This window comes from Bifidobacterium sp. LH_558, from assembly GCF_056356295.1.
Genome location: NZ_JBKETZ010000001.1, coordinates 42,625 through 64,937 on the forward strand (window position 1 = coordinate 42,625; position 22,313 = coordinate 64,937).

The 22,313-nt window shown below is 60.3% G+C and carries 15 protein-coding genes; all 15 read right to left on the reverse strand.

Translation table 11 applies throughout. The features are described 5' to 3' along the window. Nucleotides 1–9: 9 nt before the first annotated feature. A complete protein-coding gene (locus AC1AV0_RS00235) occupies nt 10–657 on the reverse strand; it encodes a MerR family transcriptional regulator (protein WP_476570504.1) in 648 nt (215 codons plus the stop codon). Between the two features lie 82 nt (nt 658–739). After that, the gene (locus AC1AV0_RS00240; protein WP_476570506.1) at nt 740–1,177 is read right to left on the reverse strand and encodes an FHA domain-containing protein; all 438 of its coding nucleotides are present in this window, start codon (nt 1,175–1,177) and stop codon (nt 740–742) included. 5 nt (nt 1,178–1,182) lie between these two features. Continuing rightward, nucleotides 1,183–2,004 (reverse strand): DUF881 domain-containing protein, encoded by an 822-nt coding sequence (locus tag AC1AV0_RS00245; RefSeq protein WP_476570508.1) that lies wholly within the window; start codon nt 2,002–2,004, stop codon nt 1,183–1,185. Between the two features lies 1 nt (nt 2,005). Continuing rightward, nucleotides 2,006–2,338 carry a small basic family protein gene (locus tag AC1AV0_RS00250; RefSeq protein WP_072726078.1) on the reverse strand — a complete coding sequence of 111 codons (333 nt, stop codon included), beginning with the start codon at nt 2,336–2,338 and terminating at the stop codon, nt 2,006–2,008. Then, nucleotides 2,338–3,297 (reverse strand): DUF881 domain-containing protein, encoded by a 960-nt coding sequence (locus AC1AV0_RS00255; protein ID WP_476570510.1) that lies wholly within the window; start codon nt 3,295–3,297, stop codon nt 2,338–2,340. The genes AC1AV0_RS00250 and AC1AV0_RS00255 overlap by 1 nt, the downstream gene beginning before the upstream one ends. Then, entirely contained in the window at nt 3,287–3,904 is a 618-nt protein-coding gene (locus AC1AV0_RS00260; RefSeq protein ID WP_476570512.1) for a CDP-alcohol phosphatidyltransferase family protein, read from the reverse strand. Before AC1AV0_RS00260 ends, AC1AV0_RS00255 begins: the two co-directional genes overlap by 11 nt. A 13-nt stretch (nt 3,905–3,917) precedes the next feature. Further along, nucleotides 3,918–4,769, reverse strand: a complete 852-nt coding sequence (gene hisG, locus AC1AV0_RS00265) for an ATP phosphoribosyltransferase (protein ID WP_476570514.1) — start codon at nt 4,767–4,769, stop codon at nt 3,918–3,920. 133 nt (nt 4,770–4,902) lie between these two features. After that, nucleotides 4,903–5,166, reverse strand: coding sequence for a phosphoribosyl-ATP diphosphatase (locus AC1AV0_RS00270; RefSeq protein WP_072726087.1), 264 nt, complete (start codon nt 5,164–5,166; stop codon nt 4,903–4,905). A gap of 60 nt (nt 5,167–5,226) precedes the next feature. After that, a complete protein-coding gene (rpe, locus tag AC1AV0_RS00275) occupies nt 5,227–5,895 on the reverse strand; it encodes a ribulose-phosphate 3-epimerase (protein ID WP_476570903.1) in 669 nt (222 codons plus the stop codon). Nucleotides 5,896–5,931: 36 nt separating this feature from the next. Further along, on the reverse strand, nt 5,932–6,867 hold the full coding sequence (gene lgt, locus AC1AV0_RS00280; RefSeq protein ID WP_476570516.1) for a prolipoprotein diacylglyceryl transferase: 936 nt from the start codon (nt 6,865–6,867) through the stop codon (nt 5,932–5,934). Between the two features lie 126 nt (nt 6,868–6,993). Further along, nucleotides 6,994–7,869 (reverse strand): tryptophan synthase subunit alpha, encoded by an 876-nt coding sequence (trpA, locus tag AC1AV0_RS00285; RefSeq protein WP_476570518.1) that lies wholly within the window; start codon nt 7,867–7,869, stop codon nt 6,994–6,996. Nucleotides 7,870–7,900: 31 nt separating this feature from the next. Further along, nucleotides 7,901–9,988 carry a bifunctional indole-3-glycerol phosphate synthase/tryptophan synthase subunit beta gene (locus AC1AV0_RS00290; RefSeq protein WP_476570520.1) on the reverse strand — a complete coding sequence of 696 codons (2,088 nt, stop codon included), beginning with the start codon at nt 9,986–9,988 and terminating at the stop codon, nt 7,901–7,903. Nucleotides 9,989–10,223: 235 nt separating this feature from the next. Beyond that, nucleotides 10,224–12,752: a UvrD-helicase domain-containing protein gene (locus AC1AV0_RS00295; RefSeq protein ID WP_476570522.1), complete on the reverse strand. Its 2,529-nt coding sequence runs from the start codon at nt 12,750–12,752 to the stop codon at nt 10,224–10,226. After that, nucleotides 12,749–19,324 carry a DEAD/DEAH box helicase gene (locus tag AC1AV0_RS00300; protein WP_476570524.1) on the reverse strand — a complete coding sequence of 2,192 codons (6,576 nt, stop codon included), beginning with the start codon at nt 19,322–19,324 and terminating at the stop codon, nt 12,749–12,751. The genes AC1AV0_RS00295 and AC1AV0_RS00300 overlap by 4 nt, the downstream gene beginning before the upstream one ends. After that, the gene (locus AC1AV0_RS00305; RefSeq protein WP_476570526.1) at nt 19,321–22,311 is read right to left on the reverse strand and encodes an Eco57I restriction-modification methylase domain-containing protein; all 2,991 of its coding nucleotides are present in this window, start codon (nt 22,309–22,311) and stop codon (nt 19,321–19,323) included. Before AC1AV0_RS00305 ends, AC1AV0_RS00300 begins: the two co-directional genes overlap by 4 nt. Between the last annotated feature and the right edge of the window lie 2 nt (nt 22,312–22,313).

Here is a 22,313-nt window from a genome sequence, read left to right on the forward strand (position 1 = left end):
TCGCCCCGGTCAGGCGGCCTCGCGCTGGGCGCGCTGCATTTCAAGCTTTTTGCGCATACGCATGGCGGTCAGCTCGTCGATGGGGCGGCCGGCAGCAACGGCGGACGCCGGCTGGAGTTCCAGATCGACGTAATCCTCGTGCTCAAGCGCCTCTTCGATCTGGCGCCACAGCGAGCCGACGGATACGCCGAACACCGCGGTCCCGCTTTGCAGCAGGTCGATCATCTGCTCGCTGGTGGTGCATTCATGCACCTTCTGGCCGTCGCACATGATGGTGACGTTGGCGAGCTGGCTGGTGGTGCGCTGGCTGAGGAATCCGATGGCCGCCGTCACGTTCTGCAGGTTGACGCCGGCGTCCAGCAGCTTTTTGGAGACCGCCAGGATCACCACATCCTTAAAGGAGTACAACCGACGGGAACCGGAGCCTCGGGACGGGGTGATCGACGGTTCGACGATCTGCTTGCGGGCCCAATAATCCAGCTGGCGGTAGGTGATGCCGGCGACTTTGGAGGCCACGGTCCCCCGGTATCCGCGCTTGGCGTCCTCACTGTCCGCGGTGGCGAACAGCTCGCCCTGGATGGCGTCGTCGTTGAGGTTCTCGCGTTGCTCAAGCGGCACATGCAGACGGAACTCGACTCCGGAGCTTTTCTCGGCCATCGCACTCCCCTAACTCACACTGGTGTAATCACACGATTGCAATTCCTGAACTCCAGTGTAGTCCCGGCGGTTGTGATGGTTGTCAGGAGAGAACGGCGGATTTCGTGAAGAACACGAGACGGAACTTGCCGATCATAATCTCGTCGCCGTTCTTCAGCGTGCTCTGGTCGACGCGCTGACGGTTCACATAGGTGCCGTTCAGGCTGCCCGAGTCGATCACCGTGAAGGTGGCGCCGGTGCGGCGGAACACAGCATGCGCGCGGGAGACGGTCGAATCGTCCAGCAGGATGTCCGCACGGGGGTCACGCCCCACGCTGATCTCATCCTCGTCCAGAAGATACCGCGAACCCGACACCGCTCCCCTGGTGGAGATCAGCAGCGCCGTGCCGTCGGACAGTTTAAAGATGGTGTCCAGGTCCTCTTGGGTCAGCGGACGGTCGCCGTTGGTGGTGATGGGAATGTTGATGGCGGGCAACCCGATGATGGTGGTCTCGCCTGCGCTTGGAATCGGTTCAGTCATAATCGCTATTCTACCGTCTTTGCGTACTTGTATTGCGTATCATCGCGAACCTGGTTGATTTCGACCGTGTCGCTCGTCTCCACGGTGACGGTCGCGCCGTATTTCACCTGCAGTTGGGCGCCCACTCCCCCGGCGATGTTCACGGCGTTCGCCAAGTCCTGGGAATTGCCGATGGCGCGCACCACATAGCTGGGAGTCAACGTCACGCCGTCCGAGATCAGACCCGTGTCGTTGTCTTTGATATAGGTGGTGGCGACCACGCGCACGTCGTTGATGGCGATGACCTCGGCGCCTGCGTTGCGCAGCTCCTCGATCATGCTGAACATGATCGAGGCGTCGACCTTCTCGTCGCGCCCTTCGCCGACGGTGACGATGACGCCTTCGCCGGTGGCGGGCAGTCTGCCGGAGAGCAGGCCGGAGGTCTCCTCGTTCTGTTTGGCGATGCGTTGGGCCTGCTCCTGCTCGTCCACAGCGCTTTTGAGCGAGTTGAGCTGGCTGGTCAGTTCGTTTTTACGCTGTTGGAGATTCGACAGCTGCGTGTTCGATTCGGTGATGAGACGCACGAGTTCGCTTTCGCTCATCGTCTCATAGGTCGAGGTGGTGTTGTTGATCTGGGTCATGTACCCGAAGCCCAGCAGCGCGCACAGCACCATCACCAGCACGCTGGTCAGCAGACGGGCGCGCGAGGCGTTGCGGTTGAGGTCGCGTTTGGGTTTTTTGCGCACTTGCGGGAACGAGCCGGTTTCCATCCGGTCGTTCTTTTTGTCCTGGGCGTGCTGGTTGTGCATTTTCTCCAGCACATCGCGCGGTTCACGTCGTCTGGCCATGTCAGCCTCGGAAGATGAAGCGGCGGATGGACGACACGTTGGAGAAGATGCGGATGCCGAGCACGACGATCACTGCCGTCTGCAGCTGCGATCCGACGCCGAGCTGGTTGCCGAGGAACACCAGCAGCGTCGCGGTCAGCACGTTCGCGAAGAAGGAGATGACGAACACGCGGTCGTGGAAGCTGCGTTCGAAATACGCGCGGGCCGCGCCCAACAGGGCGTCAAGCGCCGCCACCACCATAATCGGAAGATATGGTTGGAGCACGACGGGGATATCCGGCTTGACGAACACGCCGACGACCACGCCGACGATCAATCCCAACACGGCTGCCATTATTCGCTCCTCCTCGCATACGAGACTTCGCTCGTTACCGCTGCCTTTAGTGTAATCGAATTGGATTTCCGCACCTGTGGCGTCATACCCGCCTGTGCGAAGGTTTCATACAATTCCGGTTGGCTCTCCTGGCTCATGGCTTCGGCCAACACGTCCTTGTCGCCGATCGCTTCGATGGTGTACGGGCTTTCCACGGCCGTGGTTCCGATGAGGATGTGTCCACCGGCGACGCGAATCGAGGTCTGCACGCCCAGACGGTTGCCGTTGATCGCGATCGCCTCGGCGCCGTTCTGGAACAGCAACGAGACGAGATTCTGCAGGTCAAGGTCGGTGACGACGCGAATATGGCTGCTCGCCGTGTCGCTGCCCGACTGGGTGGCCGCGATGGGGTCGGCGATGGTCAGAGTGATGCCCTCCCCCTCAACCGCCGATTGGCCGTTCACCATTTCGTCCTGCAACGCCGTTTGCGATTTCACCGTTCCCGACAGGGAATTGGACTGTTCGTTCACTTCGGAGCGCAGCTCCTCGACTTCATCGGTTAACGTTTCGATCTGCGTGGTGCGCTCCTGCAGCTGGCTCGCCAGGCTTTGCCGCACGGCTTTGCGGGGGTCGGTGTGCAGCTGCTGTACGAATACACTGCCCGCCACGCCCACGACGATGCAGATCAGAAACACGACGCACCGGTTGAACCACACCGTGAATGTGGACTGCTGCCCGCGCACCAGACGCGAGTCGGAGAACATCGGATCGACGGAACGGTTGACGAGATTGTCGATGAGCTGCAGGGAGTCCTCATGCGCGCGTCGACGACGGCGGGGAGTCGCCAGCGCCTCGTCCGGGGAAAGGGCGTGATGCGACTCCAGGGAGGCGAATGAGGATGAGAACACGGCGCGACGCTTCACCGGCTCGTTCTCCCGTGGAACGGGGAATGAGCCCGGGGCCAGCGGTTCAAGCGCCATGGCGGTCCCCCAATTCCTTACGCAGCAGCGATATGCCCTGACGGGTGTAGATGTAGCCGGCCAGCCAATACATGGCGGTGCCCCAGACGCCGGTGGCCAGCGCGGCGGTATGCAGCATGGAGAATACCTGCCCCGTGCCGAGATCGGCGAAGATCAGGGCCACAATCGACAGCATCAGCAGCGCGGTGCCGGTTTTGCCCACGAAATGCACCGGCAGCGGGCCGTAGTCGTATTGGGCGAGACACAACACCTGAATCGCCATCCATAGGTCGCGCAACCCCACTACGATCAGCATCCACCAAGGGATGATACCGGCGACTCCGAGTGCGAGAATCGAGCAGAAGATGAGCAACCGGTCGGCGATGGGGTCGAGAATCTGCCCGATTTTGCTGACCTGATTGAAGGTGCGGGCAATGATGCCGTCCACACCATCCGAAATCGCCGAGATGGCAATCACCACCAGAGCCGCGACCATCTCATGGCGGGCGATCAGCACCGCGATGAACGGAATCGACGCGATGCGCAGCATGCTGATGGCGTTCGGCACGGTGAAGTAGACGTCGCGCGCCTCCGGACTGTACCGATTCTCGAATTTCGAATTGCTCATAACAGCCAACAGTCTACATGCGGGAGGCCTGCAACGCGGTCACGATGATGCCGCGTGCACCGACCTCATACAGTTTGTCCATCAACTGGTTGACCTTCGCCTTGGGCACCATGACGCGCACGGCGGCCCACTGCTTGTCGTGCAGCGGCGAAATCGTCGGGCTTTCGAAGCCGGGGGTCACCGCGACGGCGGCGGACACCTTCTCGACGGGGATGTCGTAATCCATCAGCACATACCGCTGGGCGGTCAGCACGCCCTGCAGGCGGCGACTCAGGATCGTCAGACGCTCGTCATGCTCGTCGAGACGCGGGGAACGGATCAGAATGGCTTCGGATTGCATGATCGGATCGCCGAAAATGCGCAGGCCCGCGTTACGCAAGGTGGTGCCTGTGGAGACCACGTCGGCGATCAGGTCGGCGACGCCCAACTGCACGGAGGATTCGACCGCGCCATCGAGATGGATGGTTTCCGCGTTGATGCCGTTGCGCACGAGATAGTCGTGCACGAGCTTGTCGAAGGAGGTGGCCACGCGCTTGCCTTCGATATCCGCAAGCGAGGCGATCGGGGAATCGTTCGGAGCGGCAAAACGGAAGGTGGAGGCGCCGAATCCCAGATCCATATGGCGCTGCGCCTCGGTGCCCGAGTTGAGCAGCAGGTCATGGCCGGTGATGCCCACGTCGATAGTGCCGCGGCCCACATACACGGCGATGTCGATCGGGCGCAGGTAGAACAGCTCCACATCGTTGTCCGGATCCTCCACCACCAGCTGGCGGGGGTTGGAACGCAGACGGTAGCCGGCTTCGGCGAGCATATTCCACGCGGGTTCGGACAGCATGCCCTTGTTGGGCACGGCGATTCTCAGCATTTTTCCCTCCTAAAGTCGCGCACCCATACGGCGCGCGTACACGTCTTGCGGATGCCGGACGCAGGTCGTCGGCCAGCGCGCCGCGCCGCCGTCAGGTATCGAAAGCATTTGGCGGCGGCGCGGCGAAGCGAACTCACAGATGCTTGTAGACATCCTCCAGGCTGATGCCGTGCTTGATCATCATCACCTGCACGTGGTAAAGCAGCTGGCTCATCTCTTCGGCGGTGCGGTCCGCGCCTTCGTATTCGGCGGCGATCCACGTCTCGGAGGCCTCCTCGACGATCTTCTTGCCGATGAAATGCGTGCCCTTGTCGAGCTCGTCGACGGTCAGCGAGCCTTCCGGACGGGTGGCGGCCTTCTCGCTCAGCTCCTGGAACAGCGATTCAAACGTCTTCATGGTTGTCGGTTCTTTTCGTTCGTATGTATGGACGGTGGATATGGGCGGCAGGGCGTAGGTTCAGGCCTTGAACGCGGCGGCGGCCTTCTCGCGGATCGAGTCGATCGCCTCGGCGGGGCTGTCCGCGCCGTATACGGCGGAACCGGCCACCAGCACGTCGGCGCCGGCCTCGGCCACGATATGCGCGGTCTTGGGGCTCACGCCGCCATCGACCTGGATCTTGGTCTTCAGTCCCCGACGGGTGATTTCGTCGCGCAGACGGCGCACCTTGGCCATCTGGTTGTCGAGGAACTTCTGGCCTCCGAAGCCGGGTTCCACGGTCATGATGAGGATCATGTCGAACTCGTCGAGGATGTCGAAAATCGGCTCGACCGGTTCGGCCGGACGCACGGCGAAGCAGGCCTTGCAACCCATCTCGCGCAGCTGGCGGGCCAGACGCACGGGAGCGTGTGTGGCGCCCATGTGGAAGCTCACGGAGGCGGCGCCGAGCTTGGCGTATTCGGGGGCCCAACGGTCGGGATCCTCGATCATCAGGTGCACGTCGACCGGCAAGTCGGTCACCTGGCAGATGCGCTCGACGATCGGCTCGCCGAGGGTGAGGTTCGGCACGAAATGATGGTCCATCACATCGACGTGGACCAGATCGGCGTTGGCGATGGCCTTGAGGTCACGCTCAAGATTGCAGAAGTCGGCGGACAGGATGCTGGGTGCGATTTCAATGCTCATGATTACCTACTCTAGCTTTGGTTTGCGACTACTTTTCGTTTATTTGGCCTTGCGAGCCTTGGCTTTCTCTTCGGCCTGCCTCTGGCGTTCGAGCTCGTCGGCGCTCACCGCGGCGAGACGGCCCGCCAATTCCTCCGTACGGCTGCCGTATTTGTACAGCGTGACGAACAGAATGCATCCGAGCAGGAACACGATGATCGCGGTCCACACGTTGGTGCGCAGGCCGAGAATCACCGTCGAATAGTTGATGCGCACGTTCTCGATCCAGCTGCGGCCCAAGCCGTACCAGATCATGTACATGGCGAACTGCTGGCCCGCCTTGAGCTGGCCGGCGAGCTTCTTGCCGATGACGACGATCAGCGCCGCGCCGATGAGATTCCAGATCATCTCGTACAGGAACGTGGGGTGGAACAGCGTGTCGGCGCCGTCCGGGCAGGCCGATCCGGTGTAGCACACCTCGGTTTTGCCGATGGCGTCCGCGTCGTTGAGCTTCAGCCCCCACGGCAGGGTGGTGGGCCAGCCGTACAGCTCCTGATTGAACCAGTTACCCAATCGACCGATGGCCTGCGCCACCAGCAATCCCGGGGCGAGGCAGTCGGCGAGCAGCGCGAAGGGGTAGCGGCGGTGCCTGCACCAGAGGAACGCGGCCAGCGCGCCCACGGAGATGCCGCCGAAAATCGCCAGTCCGCCCTCCCAGATTTTGAGGATGTTCACCAGATCGCCGGTCGGCGGGAAATACATGCTGGGCGTGGTGATGCAATGGTAGAGGCGCGCGCCCACGATGCCGCAGGGCACAGCGATCAGCGTCGTGTCGAGCACCTGGTCGAAGGTGCCGCCGACCCGCTTCCAGCGCGTGGTCAGAATCCAGACGGCGAAGCACACGCCGATGAGGATGCAGACCGCGTACATGCGGATGGTGACCGGGCCGATGTCGAACGACGAGAAGGTCGGCGACGGAATATACGCGAGATTCATGGTTCCCTATCCTATAGGTCCGCCCGTATCGCGGGTGGACGGCGCGCAGCATGACGGAGGGAATTCACCGGATGTTCTTATCCGGCGAATTCCCTCCGTCCTTGCGCGAGGTTTGTGCCCGTGCGTTCAGCGGCGCGCGTTGTGGATGCCGTCGGCGAGCTCGTCCGTTTTGGCGGCGAGCAGTTTCAGTCCTTCGGCGGCGTCGCGTGCGGAGCGGTTGTCGTCGCCCAGCAGCGTGTGCACCAGCGCGGAGCCGACGATGACGCCGTCGGCGTATCGGCCGACCTGCGCGCCCTGCTCGGCGGTGGAGACGCCGATGCCGACGCATACGTTCTTGGCACCGGCCTTGCGGGTGCGTTCGACCAGCGCTTCGGGCGATGCGCTGAGCGTGGCGCGTTCGCCGGTCACGCCCATGCGGGAGGCGGCGTAGACGAAGCCGCGCGTGTTCTTGGCGACGATACGCAGACGTTCGTCGCTGGAGTCCGGCGAGACCAGGAAGACGCGGTCGAGTCCGTGTCGGTCGGAGGCCTCGATCCACTCCCCCGCCTCGTCGGGGATGAGGTCGGCGGTGATCAGTCCCGCGCCGCCCGCGTTCTCGAAGTCGCGTGCGAAACGTTCCACACCGTAATGGAAGATGAGGTTCCAGTAGCTCATGATGAGCGGCACGCCGCCCGCGTTGGCCACGGTTTCCACGGCTTTGAACACGCCGTTGATGCTTTCGCCGTTGCGCAGGGCGATCTGGCTGGCGGCTTGGATGACCGGGCCGTCCATCACCGGGTCGGAGTAGGGCAGGCCGATTTCGACCGCGTCGACGCCGTGCTCGACCATGGTGCGCAGCGCGTCGAGCGACACTTGCGGGTTCGGGAAGCCGTAGGGCAGGTAGCCGATGAAGGCGGGCCTGTTCTCGGGGCTCAGCGCGGTGAACATGGCTTCGGTGGCGCTGGGCTTGTGGCTGATTCCCAAGGGCTGGCCGGACGGGGTGGTTGCTGTTTCGTTCGTCATTGTCGTTGTGTTCCTTCTCGCTCGCGTTCGTTTAGGCAACCGCATCGCCGTGCGCGCCGGTGACGTCCAGTGCGGCGCTCTGCTCGTCGGTCAGGTAGCCGAACCATTTGCCGGCGGTGGCCATATCCTTGTCGCCGCGGCCGGAGACGTTGATCACGATCACCGGGTTCTCATAGCCCTTGGCTTTGAGGTCGGCGGCGGCCTTGAAGGAGCCGGCGACGGCGTGCGCGGATTCGATGGCGGGAATGATGCCTTCGGTCTGGCTCAGATCACGGAAGGCGTTCATGGCCTCCTCGTCGGTGGCGTAGTCGTAGGTGACGCGGCCGAGCTCCTTGAGCCAGGCATGCTCGGGGCCCACCGAAGCGTAGTCGAGGCCGGCGGAGATGGAGTAGGTGTCCAGCGTCTGGCCTTCCTCGTTCTCCAGCAGATAGCTTTTCGATCCTTGGAACATGCCGAGCTGGCCGGTGCCGGGCGCGAAGCGGATGGCGTGCTTGCCGGATTCGGGGCCGTGGCCACCGGCTTCGTAGCCGTACAGGTTCACGCGTTCGTCGTCAAGGAAGGCGTTCATCGCGCCGATGGCGTTGGATCCGCCGCCCACGCAGGCGCACACCGCGTCCGGGTGGTCGATGTCGTACCAGTCGTTGAGCTGCTCTTTGATTTCCTCGCCGATGATCTTCTGGAAGTCGCGCACCATGGACGGGAAAGGATGGGGTCCGCATACCGTGCCGAGCAGATAGTGGGTGTCGGCCACGTTGGTGACCCAGTCGCGCAGCGCCTCGTTGATGGCGTCCTTGAGGATCATGTCGCCGGTGGTGACCTCCACGACCTCCGCGCCGAGCATGCGCATGCGGGCTACGTTGAGGGCTTGGCGACGCGCGTCGACCTGCCCCATGTAGACGCGGCATTTCAGGCCGAGCATCGCGCACACGGTGGCGGTGGCCACGCCGTGCTGGCCCGCGCCGGTTTCGGCGATCACACGCGTCTTGCCCATGCGCTTGACGAGCAGCGCCTGACCGAGCGCGTGGTTGATCTTGTGCGCGCCGGTATGGTTAAGGTCCTCACGCTTGAGGAACACGCGGGCGTTGATGCCGACGCGTTCGTTGAGCATGGCGGCGAAACGCGGCGCTTCGGTCAGCGGGCTTTGGCGGCCCACATACTGCCGCTGCAGTCGGGCGAGCTCCTTATGGAATTCGGGATCGGCCTTGGCCTGCTCGTACACGGTTTCGAGCTCGTCGAGCGCGTGGATCAGCGCTTCGGGCACGTAACGGCCGCCGAACTGGCCGAAGTACGGGCCGTTGTGTTCGCTCAACGGGGTGGATTCGGATGCTTTCACTGTCTCTCCTGCCTTCACAAGACGGCTCACCGCCATCACATGGTCATCGGCGGTGGCCACGCCCTCGCCGACCAGCACCGCGTCGGCTCCGGCGCGGGCGTAGTCCTCCAATTCGACCGTGCCGAACACACCGGATTCGGCGACGCGGATCACGTCGTCCGGCAGATCGTCGGCCAGTTCGCGGTATTTGCTCACATCGACCTTAAGGTCTTTGAGGTTGCGGGCGTTGATGCCCATCACCTTCGCCCCGGCCTTGACGGCGCGCTGGATTTCCTCGCGAGTGTGGGTTTCGACCAGCACGGTCATGCCCAGCTCGTGCGCGAGGTCGAGCAGACGCTTCAGCGTCTCATCGTCGAGCGCGGCCACGATGAGCAGGATGATGTCCGCTCCGTGGGCGCGCGCCTCCCACACCTGATACTCGTTGACGATGAAGTCCTTGCGCAGCACGGGAATGCTCACGGCCGCCTTCACTTGGTCGAAGTCGTCGAGGCTGCCGAGGAATCGGCGGCCTTCGGTCAGGCAGGAGATCGCGCTCGCGCCGCCCTCCTCGTATTCGCGGGCCAATCCGGCCGGATCGGGAATGTCGCTCAGATGGCCTTTGGAGGGGCTGGCGCGCTTGATCTCGGCGATCACAGGGATGCCGTCGGCGCGCTTGAGCCATCGTTTGGCGTCGAGCGGAGCGGGAGCTTGGGCCGCCCGTTCCTTGAGTTCGGCGAGGCTCACCTGCGCTTCGCGCGCCTTGGCGTCCTCGACGGCTCCCGCCACCAATTCGTCAAGTACCGACATGTCTCTCCCTTTGGTTTGCGTCATTGGGTTTCAAGCCACACTGTATGCGATGGGCGTGGGCTGTGGAGTCATGCGTCTTAAAATGTGAGGATTTTGGTACCGAGTACGGTTCTTCCTCTTTACTGCCTTTGAAATGAATACAACGCACATCCACAACAGTTATACTCGTCAAGAGCTTTCGGGTTCAACGAATTGGCGGGGAAGATCCCCGCCACTAAATCGTTCAAGTGCAATATCAGCACCCCACCAAGAGGGCACGGTAGCGGGCGCGGGTTAGGGATACATATATGAGGCTGCGTTCCTGCTTGTAGATTTCCTCCCGTTCCCTGTCCGTGGATGCGTCCTGTAACGCGACGGCCGGGGGGCAGTGCTCTTCGCTGACGTCAACTACAGCAACACAGCCAAATTCCAAGCCTTTGACACGGTGCATAGTGGCCACACGCACACCGGGTTTGGATCGCTCGTCCTCCTGGTTGCGTTCCAGCGTGCAGACGCCGTAGGGCAACGTGGATTCAAGAACTTCGACCCACTCGTCGCGCAAGCGCTTGGTACGGGCCACAACACACACGTCGCGTGGATCAACTGTTCTGCGAGTGCCGGCGTTCGTTCCATCAGCCGCATCAGCATCAACGGCGCTATCGACACGATTCTCGTTCTCGTCCGTCTGCGTTGATCCACACAGTTCCGCAATCCATTGCGCCACATAATCGTGCTCGTCACGGGTGTTGCCGAATCTACGGACCTCAGGCCGAGGACCTTTGACCAGCGAACGGCTGTCGTTCGCTTCGTCGTTGCCGCCGTCAAGGTCGTCGAATTCTACCGGAATATTAACGTAGCTATGCTCCGAAGTTTCCGACAACAGATCGAAAATCGAATCCGCAACATGCTCGCTGGAACTGTCGAACACTTCCTCCGCCGCAGCGCGAATGCCTTCGGTGGTACGGTAGTTGATCTTCAATCGTCTCGCCCGTCCGGTGACGGATATGCCACAGCGAGAAAGCACGACGGGACGTCCGTAAATGCGCTGTTTGGCATCACCCACGATAAACATGTCATCGTCATGCTCGCCGACCAGCGCACGCAGCACACGGTAGGCGGGCGCGGAGAGATCTTGTGCCTCGTCCACGATCACATGGCGGTATTGCGGACCGTCCTTGTGCAGGAGTCCCGCCACCATGTTCAGGACCATGTCCTTGTCGCACTGCCCGTCGGCGAGCGCCGCGGAACGGTACCCTTCCATGACCTTCCATACGCCGACTTTCTGCACACGCGACAGCCGTGTGCCACGTCCCTTGCGCAGCACTCGAAGGTATTCGCCCGCCGTGGTCACGCCCTGCTCCTGTACCACGCGTTCCCATTCGTCACGGTAGAACGACGGTGCAAACTCCAGCACTCCAGCCACATCGGATTCACGCACCACTCGCTTCCATCGTGCCAGAATCGCTTCATCGTCATATTCGATGGCATAGGGATATCCCTTGCCTGCAAGATACTGGCTCACCCATTTGTCGAGGTTGACGACTTCGATGCGCTTCATTTCCTCGACACTGCAGATCTGTCTGAGGTTGGTGCGGATGTCCGTGGCGAGATTCGAGGTAAACGTAGTGAACAGAATCTGGTCATTGGATTGTTCAGCCACCAGTTGCTTGGAAAGACGCTTGGCACGATGCATGGCGACAACGGTCTTGCCTGTTCCAGCTCCGCCCAGTACTCGAGCCGGACCGTGCCATACGCGATCCACCAGACGTCGCTGCGAGGGATGCAGGAATACTCGCCATTGCTCAAGTGGAGCATCTAGCAGCCTCCGCAGATCCTCGTCATCGCTGAGTACGACGAACATTTGCTGACTGGCATAGCTGCCCAGCGCATCGCGCAGATTACCATCCTGAGGCTGTTCCGTCACCGTATGATCCAGTTCGGTATGCACTGAAGCAGAAGCTGGAGTCGATTCGTAAAGGCCATCTTCGCCCTTGGACATGGCCAGCAGATCATCCTTGCCTGTGCCCTCCGCCGCGAGCTGAAGATACGCGCTCGCATCGTCGGAAAGGAAACGCGACCATTGATTCAGCTGTTCAAAACTCGTGACCTTCATCATGATGTTCACGAGTTCACGGCGGACGCCAAGCTGACGCATATCCATGTCCGTCAAAGCGGTATAGGTTTCGGCGACGGGACCGCTTGCATGGTATATGGCAAGCCCAGCATTCGGCTGCCCGTATCCACCGTCGGCTTGCGGATAGGTGTTGTCAACGTGAGCAGTCTGTGACATGGCGGAAGTATCTTTCTGCAACGTCTCCTGTTGGGAGGAAGTGTCACATTCGCTCTGCGAATCCTGCGAGTTACCGACATTCTGCAAACCACCATCATTCCGTATGACATCAGCGCTGACCGGCTGTCCCTCGATCTCACCGTCGATCTGCTGGTACACCTGCACGGCCTGAGTATCAGGATTGACTTTTACGCGCCGCTTTTGCGCCCACGCATAAGCGTCCTCATGATTGGCCACGTACAGCAGCAGGTACACACCCGTTGATTTCTGGTGCGCGATGATGCCCCGGTATTTCTGGTCGATGCGCACGGAGAACAGTTTGTCGTCACTCACATGCAGTTTTTCCAGATTGATACCGTCCGCAAGCGGATTGTTGCGGAACTTGGTGAGGAACGCATTGGTTTTGTTCTGCTCCGATTTCGGCAACTTGGCAAAGGCCGGCAAAAACTCCGAGCCCATAGCCACCACTGGAACTGTCGCCGTATTCCCCGTCATGCCGCACGCTCCTTGCTATCCTTGCAATGCTGTTTTATTGTATCCATCGATTGCGGTGTCGCGTCCGCAACGACGGTCCAGCCGAGACGTTCGAAAACGGCACGGTTTTCTCGCGCATAATCATCATCGCTGTCGTCGTCGCCACCAACAATAAGCGCAACCTGCGCGTCTTCCCAGGCCAGCGTAGCTTCACCGGCCACTTCGCCATGATCCTCAAGCTCATAGCCCAATTCCTCGGGAGCAGGCACGCCCTGTTGAGCAAGCTCCTCGATGACGTGACGCTCGTTCTCAGAGAGGTACGAATACGTTTCATCATCGAAGATGACATCCCATCCCCTGTCGGAGTCGGTTCCCTTATTAGTCCTAGCCGCCATCGCCGCATCTGCCAGTGCCTGATAGACCGCGTTCAACAGCCCAGTAGTACAAACGAACATGGAAACGGGCGCGTACTGCATGATGTTCGTCCAATGCCAGAATCCCGCCCATTGCGTGTGGAACGATTCGCGATCATCGTCGTCCAGACCATCCATAGGGTTGGCATCATCCTTCTGCGGCAGCATATGAGTGGCATACTGTGCATCATCGAATATCAGTCCCACAGTCAGATCAATACGACGTTCCTCCATACATATCCGCATGCCCACATAGGCAGCCAACGCCATGCCGGAACCAATCGACAGCCGGGTGACGCTCGTATAGTCCTGAGCTTCACCAGTAAGTGCTGTTTCCATCCGTTCCAGAGTTGAACGATCATCTTCCGATGGCGGCTTACGCATGTCCGCCTTGCGTATGCAGGCTTCGCTGAGCGCCCCCGCCTGCGCGACGAACAAACGTTCACCTTGTGGGCGGGCCAGATATTCACCCAGCATCGCTATGGTCGAGACGCGTCCTGGATCAAAGTAATCCGCATGAGCCTTGTTGACCTTGCTGCGGTACCGTTCCGTTTCGGGCAGCAGGTTCACGTCGAGCATTGGGTCGGCGAGACCATCGGTGCTCGTACCATCCACGAATCCGAATACATCCTCATAGGTCAGCGTCCACACACGGTATCCAGCCCGCCGAAGCGCCTCGCGTTTCAACGTGTCATCCCATACCTTGTCGGCGTGGAACCGCAGCCCGTCAGTGAACACCGCCACTTGTTTTCGTTCTTCCGCTGTGTCATCGGACTTGACGCAGTGCAACACGAAGTCCGGTTTGCAGGAAACTGCCACGCCGTCATCCGGTCCGAGCGACACCTGCGGTTCGATCTCCCACCGGCTGTCCGCAATGTCAATGGTCCATCCCTCCTTATTGCGGATGATCTCCTCGCGGACGCGAGCGCGACGTCCCTGCTTCTCCCCCTCTGCCAGCGGATGCTCGCGCAAACGTCCCAGCGCTTCGATGAACTGCGCTTCAAGCTGGCTGTCAAGCAGATGGTTAACCTTAATCTTGGACACGGTGGCGATGGCATCGAACGACGTGCCCTCCGCGATGATTGGACGGATCATGTCCCTGGCCGTCTTCTTGGAGATCACGCCAAGGTCGCGGCTTTGCCGATAGGCGTAAAGGCAACGGTAGCAGCCGTCGTTGTTGGCCTGCCCATTACTACGGCAATCGCAGGAGGCTATGACGTCATACGCTCGGCGCAGCACGTCCGCCAAAGCGTTCGCGCTGCCGGCAAGCTGCTTCAGATAACCGGTGCCGCCCGGCACGGTGTCGTAAATCACCAGATAGGTTTTTCGCAGTCCGGTTCCGGGCACCGGCTCGTTGCTCAAAGTGACGTTGAGATGGTTCACATTGCCGAACTTGCTACGCAATCCCAGCATGACAGCCGCCGTGAAGGATTCCGCCGAACCACGTCCCGCGGCATTGTCCTGGATGCCCGGCACCAGCAGACGCAGTGCCTCAGAAGTGACTTCGCGATACAAGAACAGGCATGTCGAGGATTCTATATCCTCCATCGCCTTGTTTTTCATGGGACACGCATACGAGTGACACGGCTTGAAATCCCTGCCTCCGCTGAGCAGGGCGCCGCATCCGGTGCAGATGGTGAAGCCTCGACGCGCCTGCTTGTCTCCGGCAACTTCCAATTCGGGACCATCATTACCTGCCTCGCCGAAGTTGATTTCACGGATCACACCGCGCGGCACATATTCGAAACCGAAATCGACGTCTGCGCCATTCAGTGTGTAGGCACTTTCGATAGACGTCTCATCGATGTCCACAAAGGTGTTGCGCACAAAGAACACGCTGCTGCGTCCCTCGGCCGAGTCGTCCACGCCGCCATCCGCGTAATCCTGTTCGGATACGACGGTGGAGATGCGCAGCATGGGGCGCTTCTGCCCGGCGTCACTCCACTGGGTGGACCCACAGGAGGGACAACTGGCCACGTTCTTTGTTTCCGAGGCAGGTTCGGCATGCGAGCAGTTTGGGCACAGTCGCCATTGCTCCACGCTCTCATCGTACGGCCCTTGCGCCAGCAGCACGCGGTTGATGCGGTATTGATGTCCGCCCGCATAGAACACATTGCCCGGTGCCAGCTCTCCGATGGCCGCCGACGAGGGACGAACGTAGTCGGATGTGATCGGTTCGGAACGCCGTGCCGCCTGGGACGGTTTGACGTTGCCCGCGGAATCACCGTCATCCATCCCGTCGTTACTCCGGCGTTTCAGGATCGTGTGCAGAGTGACGCCGGTTTCGGGGAAGGCATAATTCGGCAGCACGCCTTCATCGGATAGGTAGTTGAAGATGTTCGTCCTGTCGATGGAGCGCAGCGTGCGGTCGATGGACTTGATCTCCGACTCGCATTCCTCCTTGCGCTCAACGAACGTCGGATCGTCCGGCTTGACGGACAAATCGGCAATCATGGCACGCAGATCGTCCTGCTGCCGTTCCAATGCCTTGCAGGAGTCGATCGTACGGCGGAAACGCTGCATGACGCGCACGTTCAGCGATTCTGACTGTCCCTCTTCACCTTGGCCGTCACCGCCTTGGATGAAGGCTTCCAAATGGGCCCGTGTGTCGTCGTCGAAGTCGAACAGTCGGGCGAACCGGGCCATCAACAGCGAGGCGTTGTTGCGAGTGTAGTCGAAGAACGATGCAGGGAATCCCTGGAGACGAGCATCGCGCACATTGTCGAGCGCATCGCCCAGACGGCCCGGCATGATGTCTTTGGGAGTCACGTCGTGTTTTAGCTCATACGTGATCCAATGGCTCATGGCGTAGGCAGTGAGCTGGCGTTCCAGCACCGCGGCGGCGCTCATGAAGATGCGAGGCGGCTGCACCTGCCCGTTGATCATGTCATCCGGGCGCTGATAGAAGTACAAGTCATGGTTGCGGGCGTTGGCGATGGTGAGCACGAACGCGTTGCCATCCCGACGTCCGGCACGACCCACACGCTGCTGGTATTGCGCCTGCCCCGGCGGCATGGACGATAGGATCACCGTGGACAAATCGCCGATGTCGATGCCCATCTCCAAGGTAGGCGTACAGGTGAGCACATTGACGTCGCCCGGCCGCTGTTCAGATTGCGATCGCTTGAACACCTGTTCCAACCGGGTACGGTCGTCGCCGTCCAGCAACCCGGTGTGTTCGGCGGCGCGGACGCGCGGCGCGGACGCGCGTCGGTAGAGACTACCGTAATAGTCGAGTCCGGTATCATACGTCGACACGTCCAGATGCCCTGCGCATTTCACAGTTGCACAGCGTGCGCCCCGCCACGCCTGCAGGTTGTCGGTGGCGCAGGAGTATCGCCTGCCACATTGGTCGCAGACCAATTGCGTCACCCGCCCGGTCACCTTGCAGGCCCGTTCGTTCAATCCGTATACGGTGAACGGTATGATGCGCCCCTTGCATTCCAAGGGATTAACGAGCCCGGCGTTGACGCTTTCCTCGCGCAGAATGTGTAGCAGTTCCCCCGGCATTGTCTCCGAGATAAGGCTGGATCCGCAATAGCGATTCACCAGTTGCAGATATCGTGGCGCATCCAGCGTAACGAATCCGCTTTTGGATGGGGGCTTGGTGCCGGCGAGGAACGCGGGATCGCGGTCGGAGGGCATCCACTTGGCGTGGCTGTTGGTCAGCAGGTATCCGATGCCACCCGATTGCAGGTACGCGTCGTAGAGCTGTTCCATGAATGCGCCGTCGACGCGCAGCTGATCGAGGAAGGCGGCGGTCAGGCGCAACCAGTCATCAGATTCGATTGCAGCCGCATCGCTGCCGAGTTCATTTATCGCACGTTCGCGGATGGCGCGAGACAGCGCTTTGACTCTCTCCTGGCTGAAGCCGATAGTCAGGCAGCCGGATTTCTCCAGAGTACGCCCGATGCGGGATCTCAAGCCGAGTTCCATGACGGTTTCTAAACGGATGCGTTTGGCGATGAAATCGAGCATACGCCTGCGTAATGGCCCGGCGGGACGATGGTTGGCGGCGTTTTCATATTCGCTCATCCATGTCATGTTCGGCGCGGTGAACCGCAGGATATACGCGTCATCGTCACGTTGCGCATTGCGCAGATAGGCGGTTTCCTTGTCAAGGAAGTCCGCCAGCGAACATCCTTCGAGATTCTGCTGTCGGAAGTAGTCCATGATGGAGGTGCGCAACGCAAATCGCCAAGTTCTGGCGTTGAGGAACCCGGCGCGGTAGGAGGCGTCCTGCACGCTGTCGGAGAATACGATGGCCTTATGGTCGTCGTTGAAAGCGTCTGCGGATAGTTGGCTCAACGCCACGCTGATGGTGCTGGTGGCCCTCATGCCCACAAGGGCCAGACCATTGGCGCTGCCGCAGAACGGGCACAGGTAGTGTCTGCGGTTGCGGGCGGTGTCGAGCACGTGCAACCGCATCGGCAGCCGTGGCGTGTCGCAGGATGGGCATGGCTGCTCGTCGGTGTTGAATGTGGCGCAGTAGCCTCCGACTTGCATGCATTCGGAGCAGAACCATGCGCAGGCCGTCTGCTCTCCGTTGGCGGGGACATAGCTCGGACCAACCGCGTCCATCACTACCATGTCATTTGTGGCTTTGCCGTCGAAGTAGGCACTGTAGAAGGCCGACAGGTCATGCACTTCGACTTGATTGGCTTTGTTGATGTTGCCGATCCATCCGGTGCCGCCGCAGTCACGGCAGTTGATCACCGGCAGGTAATGCTTGCCGGTCACGGCGTCGAGGTTCACCGCATTGTCGTATCGTATGGCGTCGTTCTGCCCCACCACGGTGGCGACCAACTGGCGTAGTTCCTTGGCCCACAGCTGCACCTGCACGTCTAGAAACGGCCGCAACGCACCGGAGGGTGTGCGTACACGAGCGGCGGAAACCAGTGAGATCAGCGCGTCCAACGCGGCCACACGTCCGTCAAAGATCACACCGTCGTCCTCGTTGCTCGTTATGCGTTCCAACGAGGCGAACTCCTTATTGCTCATACTGAGTTCGTCAGCGAGCGCCTTACCCACGGCGGTGGATCTGCCGTGCAAGGCGAGCGCGAGACGATGCAGCATGTCGAGTCCGCGTAGCCGGTTGCCGAGTTGCACGCGCATATCGTTCGTACTGTCGAATGCGAAGTCCAGCCATGCCCGTGCCGCTTCGCGCAGGAATGTGTCTGCGTCGGTTTCGGATTCCAATCGATACAGTCGCCGTATCGCTGTGATGTCTGGAACGCGGTAGTCGGTGTTGTCGACGTCGAAGAACTCGTCCGCGTCGAGGCGATCCTCGCCGATGACGGATTGGTCATCGAAGCTGGTGTGAAAGATCTGCCCGGCGTAGTCGCGTACGGCGGCGGATTCCTCGGCGGAGCCCATGGTGGCGGAGGTGCCTACGCAGCATAGGCTGTTCGGCTCGGTATGTAGGTGGTCAGTCAGTCGACGCAGCAAACAAGCCAGGTCGGTACCTTGCGCCCCGTCGAAGGTATGCAGTTCGTCCACCACGAAGTAGCGCAGCGTATCGGGTTTGTTCTCTCGCCACAGCTGCGAGTCCTCGGGGCGTACGAGCAGATAGTCGAGCATCTTGTAGTTGGTGAGCAGGATGTCCGGCGGGGTTTTGAGCAGAGTGTCGTGATGGTTGACCACATCATGCTCGTCCATCGTTTTGACGGTGTCACCCGTGTTGCGCAGACCGACGTACATGCCTGCGGTCACGTTGCCGCGCAGTTCGGGGCTGTTGTAGATGAGCTCGGCCAATCGCTTGGCCTGGTCGGAGGCCAACGCGTTCATCGGATAGACGAGCACCGCCTTGATACCGGGTTCGCCACGATGCCGGTAACAGTAATCCAGAATCGGGTAGAGGAAGCATTCGGTTTTGCCTGAACCGGTGCCGGTGGCCACGAGTGTGGATTTGCCGGCGGCAAGACGTTCGAAAGCCCGCATCTGGTGCACGTACGGTTTGTACAGCGGGTGCAGGCATTCGCCGAAGGGGAACTCCTCCATGGAGGCGGCGGCGCGGAATGGCAGTTTCATCGACATATACGGCTCGTGGAAGAACGCGCTTTCGCCTTCGACCAACCGCCGCATAGAGCCTCGGAACGGCCGGTTCACCATGGGGAAGGTGGTGTCGATGTAATCGGTCAACCCGTCGCGCACATGCCGCGACAACACCATGGGATTCATCCCTGCTGCTCCTTATCCGTATCGGCGGCCGCGACGTCGTCTTGTACCGAAACTTCGGCTCGACGGCGCTGCTCCTCGCGCAGTTGTTCGCCGTATTTGTTCTCGAAGAACTCCCACGCGGTGCGATAGTCTTGGATGCGGTCGCAGGTATCGAACGGCGCCACATAGGTGATCGTACGTTCCACGGGACCGCCCGGCTGCGTGTCATCGCTGATGGTGCGGGTGAAGGTCTTCCCCGCCTGCGCATCGCGGATCCGGTTGAAGTCGCCGCGCTTGTAGGTCAGGTTGCCGTAGTTCTTCTTGGAGAAAGCGATACGACCGTTGGCGTCATACCAAGTGTCATCCTCATAGCTACGCAATACGGTGAAGGTAAGCCGGTAGATGTCAATGAGCTCATCCAAGGTGATGCCCAATGCCATGGAAGCCAGCACGTCCAACTCCACCAACGCCTGTCGACGTTCGTAGTCGGTGCGCAGCGGCGTATGCCAATCCCATTCGCCGGTAAGTGAAGTGAAGCGGTTGTTGTCCAGTCGAGCATCTTGTTTCGACCAGCGCATGTCGGTGAACGAGTCATCCCAGCAGTCTTGCCAGAGATCGACGTAGGGCTTGGTCAAGCAGTTGAGCAACAGGCCGCGCAGACAGATCTCGTCGGCGAGGACGGCGTCGGGGACGGGGAACAGTTCCACAGTCGCGCGATGGATGTCCATCTTCCCAATGGAACGCACTAAGAAATCATAGGGAATCGCAGCGTTCAGTCCCAGCATGAGCGCGAGCAACGCGTAGCGCTCTGGGTGCACACCATAACCTGTTATGGTGTGCACCCAGGCTCCGCCTGGGTGAACACAGGACGCTTGCAGCGTCCTTTCACTAGCAGTTCCCACCATACGACGAAGAGCAACGCGATATACAGCATCAAAGCGGCTACCATCGCTCATTTTTTGTATGCGAGTGCGGTATTCGCTGTCCGAGCATGCCTGTGTGTATTTGGTGCGCGGGAAATAATCCTCACCGATGGCAGTGAGGTCAATAGGATCGTAGTCGCTGTTGACGCGATAGAAACGGCGTGTGGATTGCAACAGCGGATTGCCGACTCCGACGAACGGCGAAGAGTAAATCACGTCGTATGCATCGGTCGGGAAGTGCACGTCATCCCGTATGGTGCCGTCCTTGCGGGAGTTGGTTTCATGCCACATGCCTGAATAGGTCACTTCATCGCCAAAGTCTCGCAGGGTTTGCGAGCATGAAGCCATGGCTTCCAAAGCGGATACCAATTCATTGGCATAAACAGCCACGACCGGTGTCGTGTTCCATGATTCCTTAGTGCCATCGCCGACGAGCTGCGAGAAGGTCTCGAGCACTTCACGGTCCACATGCACGATGCGTTCCCTGTGTCCAGCCGTATTCCACGAGCCGTTCTCATCCTTGATTTCTGGCACGTCGCCGCTGCCGTCGGAGGCGTAGCAGGCGTCGATGGTACGCGGATCGTACAGGTTCCAGATGGAGTCGAATTGCACGGTATCGCTCTGCTCTAGTGCAGGATTGCGGTACACATTGAGGCTGAACTCGGTGTGATGGTCCACTCCAGCGAAGAGCTTGCGCTCGTTGTAGAAATGGAAATGCTTCCGCAGACGCAAGTAAAGATGTCGCCGCAGCTCGCCTGCCTTGGTATCGCCGAGAATTGCGTCGGGATGGACAAATGCACTCACTCCGGTCGTGCCTTTGGTAAAGTCCCAAGCATTGGGTAGGAAATTGCGGAATAGGTTGGTCTGCTGCCCTTGCAACAGCGGATAGTTCATGGCCGAGTTGTAGAACGTGGATTGCCCAGTAAGACCTACATATTCACGGAGAAAAACGTCGAGCGTATGAGTGTCAGTGAGCAGTTGCGACAACTGTTTGTTGAGATCAGAAGCACTAGGCTCGTGAATGGCGAATTCCGGGTTTACGTCGGCGATAGCGTCGGCGGCGGTCCATTGCAGTTTCACCCATGGCGGATTACCGATCATCAGGTCGAAACCACCATTGACGAACACGTCGGCGAATTCCAACTCCCAGTGGAAGAAATGTCGTTCCTCGGCGATGCCGCGAACCAGAGCCACGCGCTGATTGGAGGCTTCGAGCTCGGCAAGATTCACACGATGATCGTCGGTATACCATGTGTCTTCGGTCACTCCTGCCCCATCGACGTCAAGCACGTCCTGTGAGACAAGTCCTTTGATTTCACGGGCCTCACCGGTCAGAATCAACGACATATCAGCAAGGAACTGTTTCCGATCTGGCAGCAGTTCGGCTTTCTCGATGGGCCAAAACCATAGCGAGCACCAATAGTCCATGGCGAGTTTGAGTCGTGCGTAGGCACCGGCGTTCATGGCCTGCTCGGAATGATACGACCGATTCAGCAGGTCATCCTTCTCACGCACGGTGGTGCGCACCTCACGTTCGAACGTTTCAAGCACCGCCTGGTGCTCCTCCCCCTCGCGGGCCGGTTCCACCTGATTGGATTCGTCCGTGTAGCCGTAAACGTTCAGCGTGTCTTCCGTCTGACGTTCCAGCCAATTGTGGTCGGCTATGGCTTGCCTCCACAACTGGTCGACCACCACCGACAGGCGGCGCATCTCAGCGACCTCAGCTTTGGCGTACACGGCGGTGAAGCCTTTACGCCATGCCTTGATCTGTGCGATGAGATCGCCGGCCACGCCCTGGACGATCTTGTCATCGTAGTTGCACATGCCAGGATCCCCGGTCAGGAACTGGTAGCTGCGCTTAGCTCGGGAGCTGCTTTCCCCTTTGCCGAAGCCGATGCGCTTGGGAGCATGATCATACCAACGAACGCCTTTGGTCTCGTTCAGTAGTTCGGCGTCGGTGTACCCCGCGCGGCGGGCACCGATCAGCGAATTGCCGTTGATGAGCTGCGTGCCGAACCATGGTACGAACGCACCTTCGCAGATGGTGTTAAGCCATAGGGACACCTCAGCCAGTTCCACGGCCACAG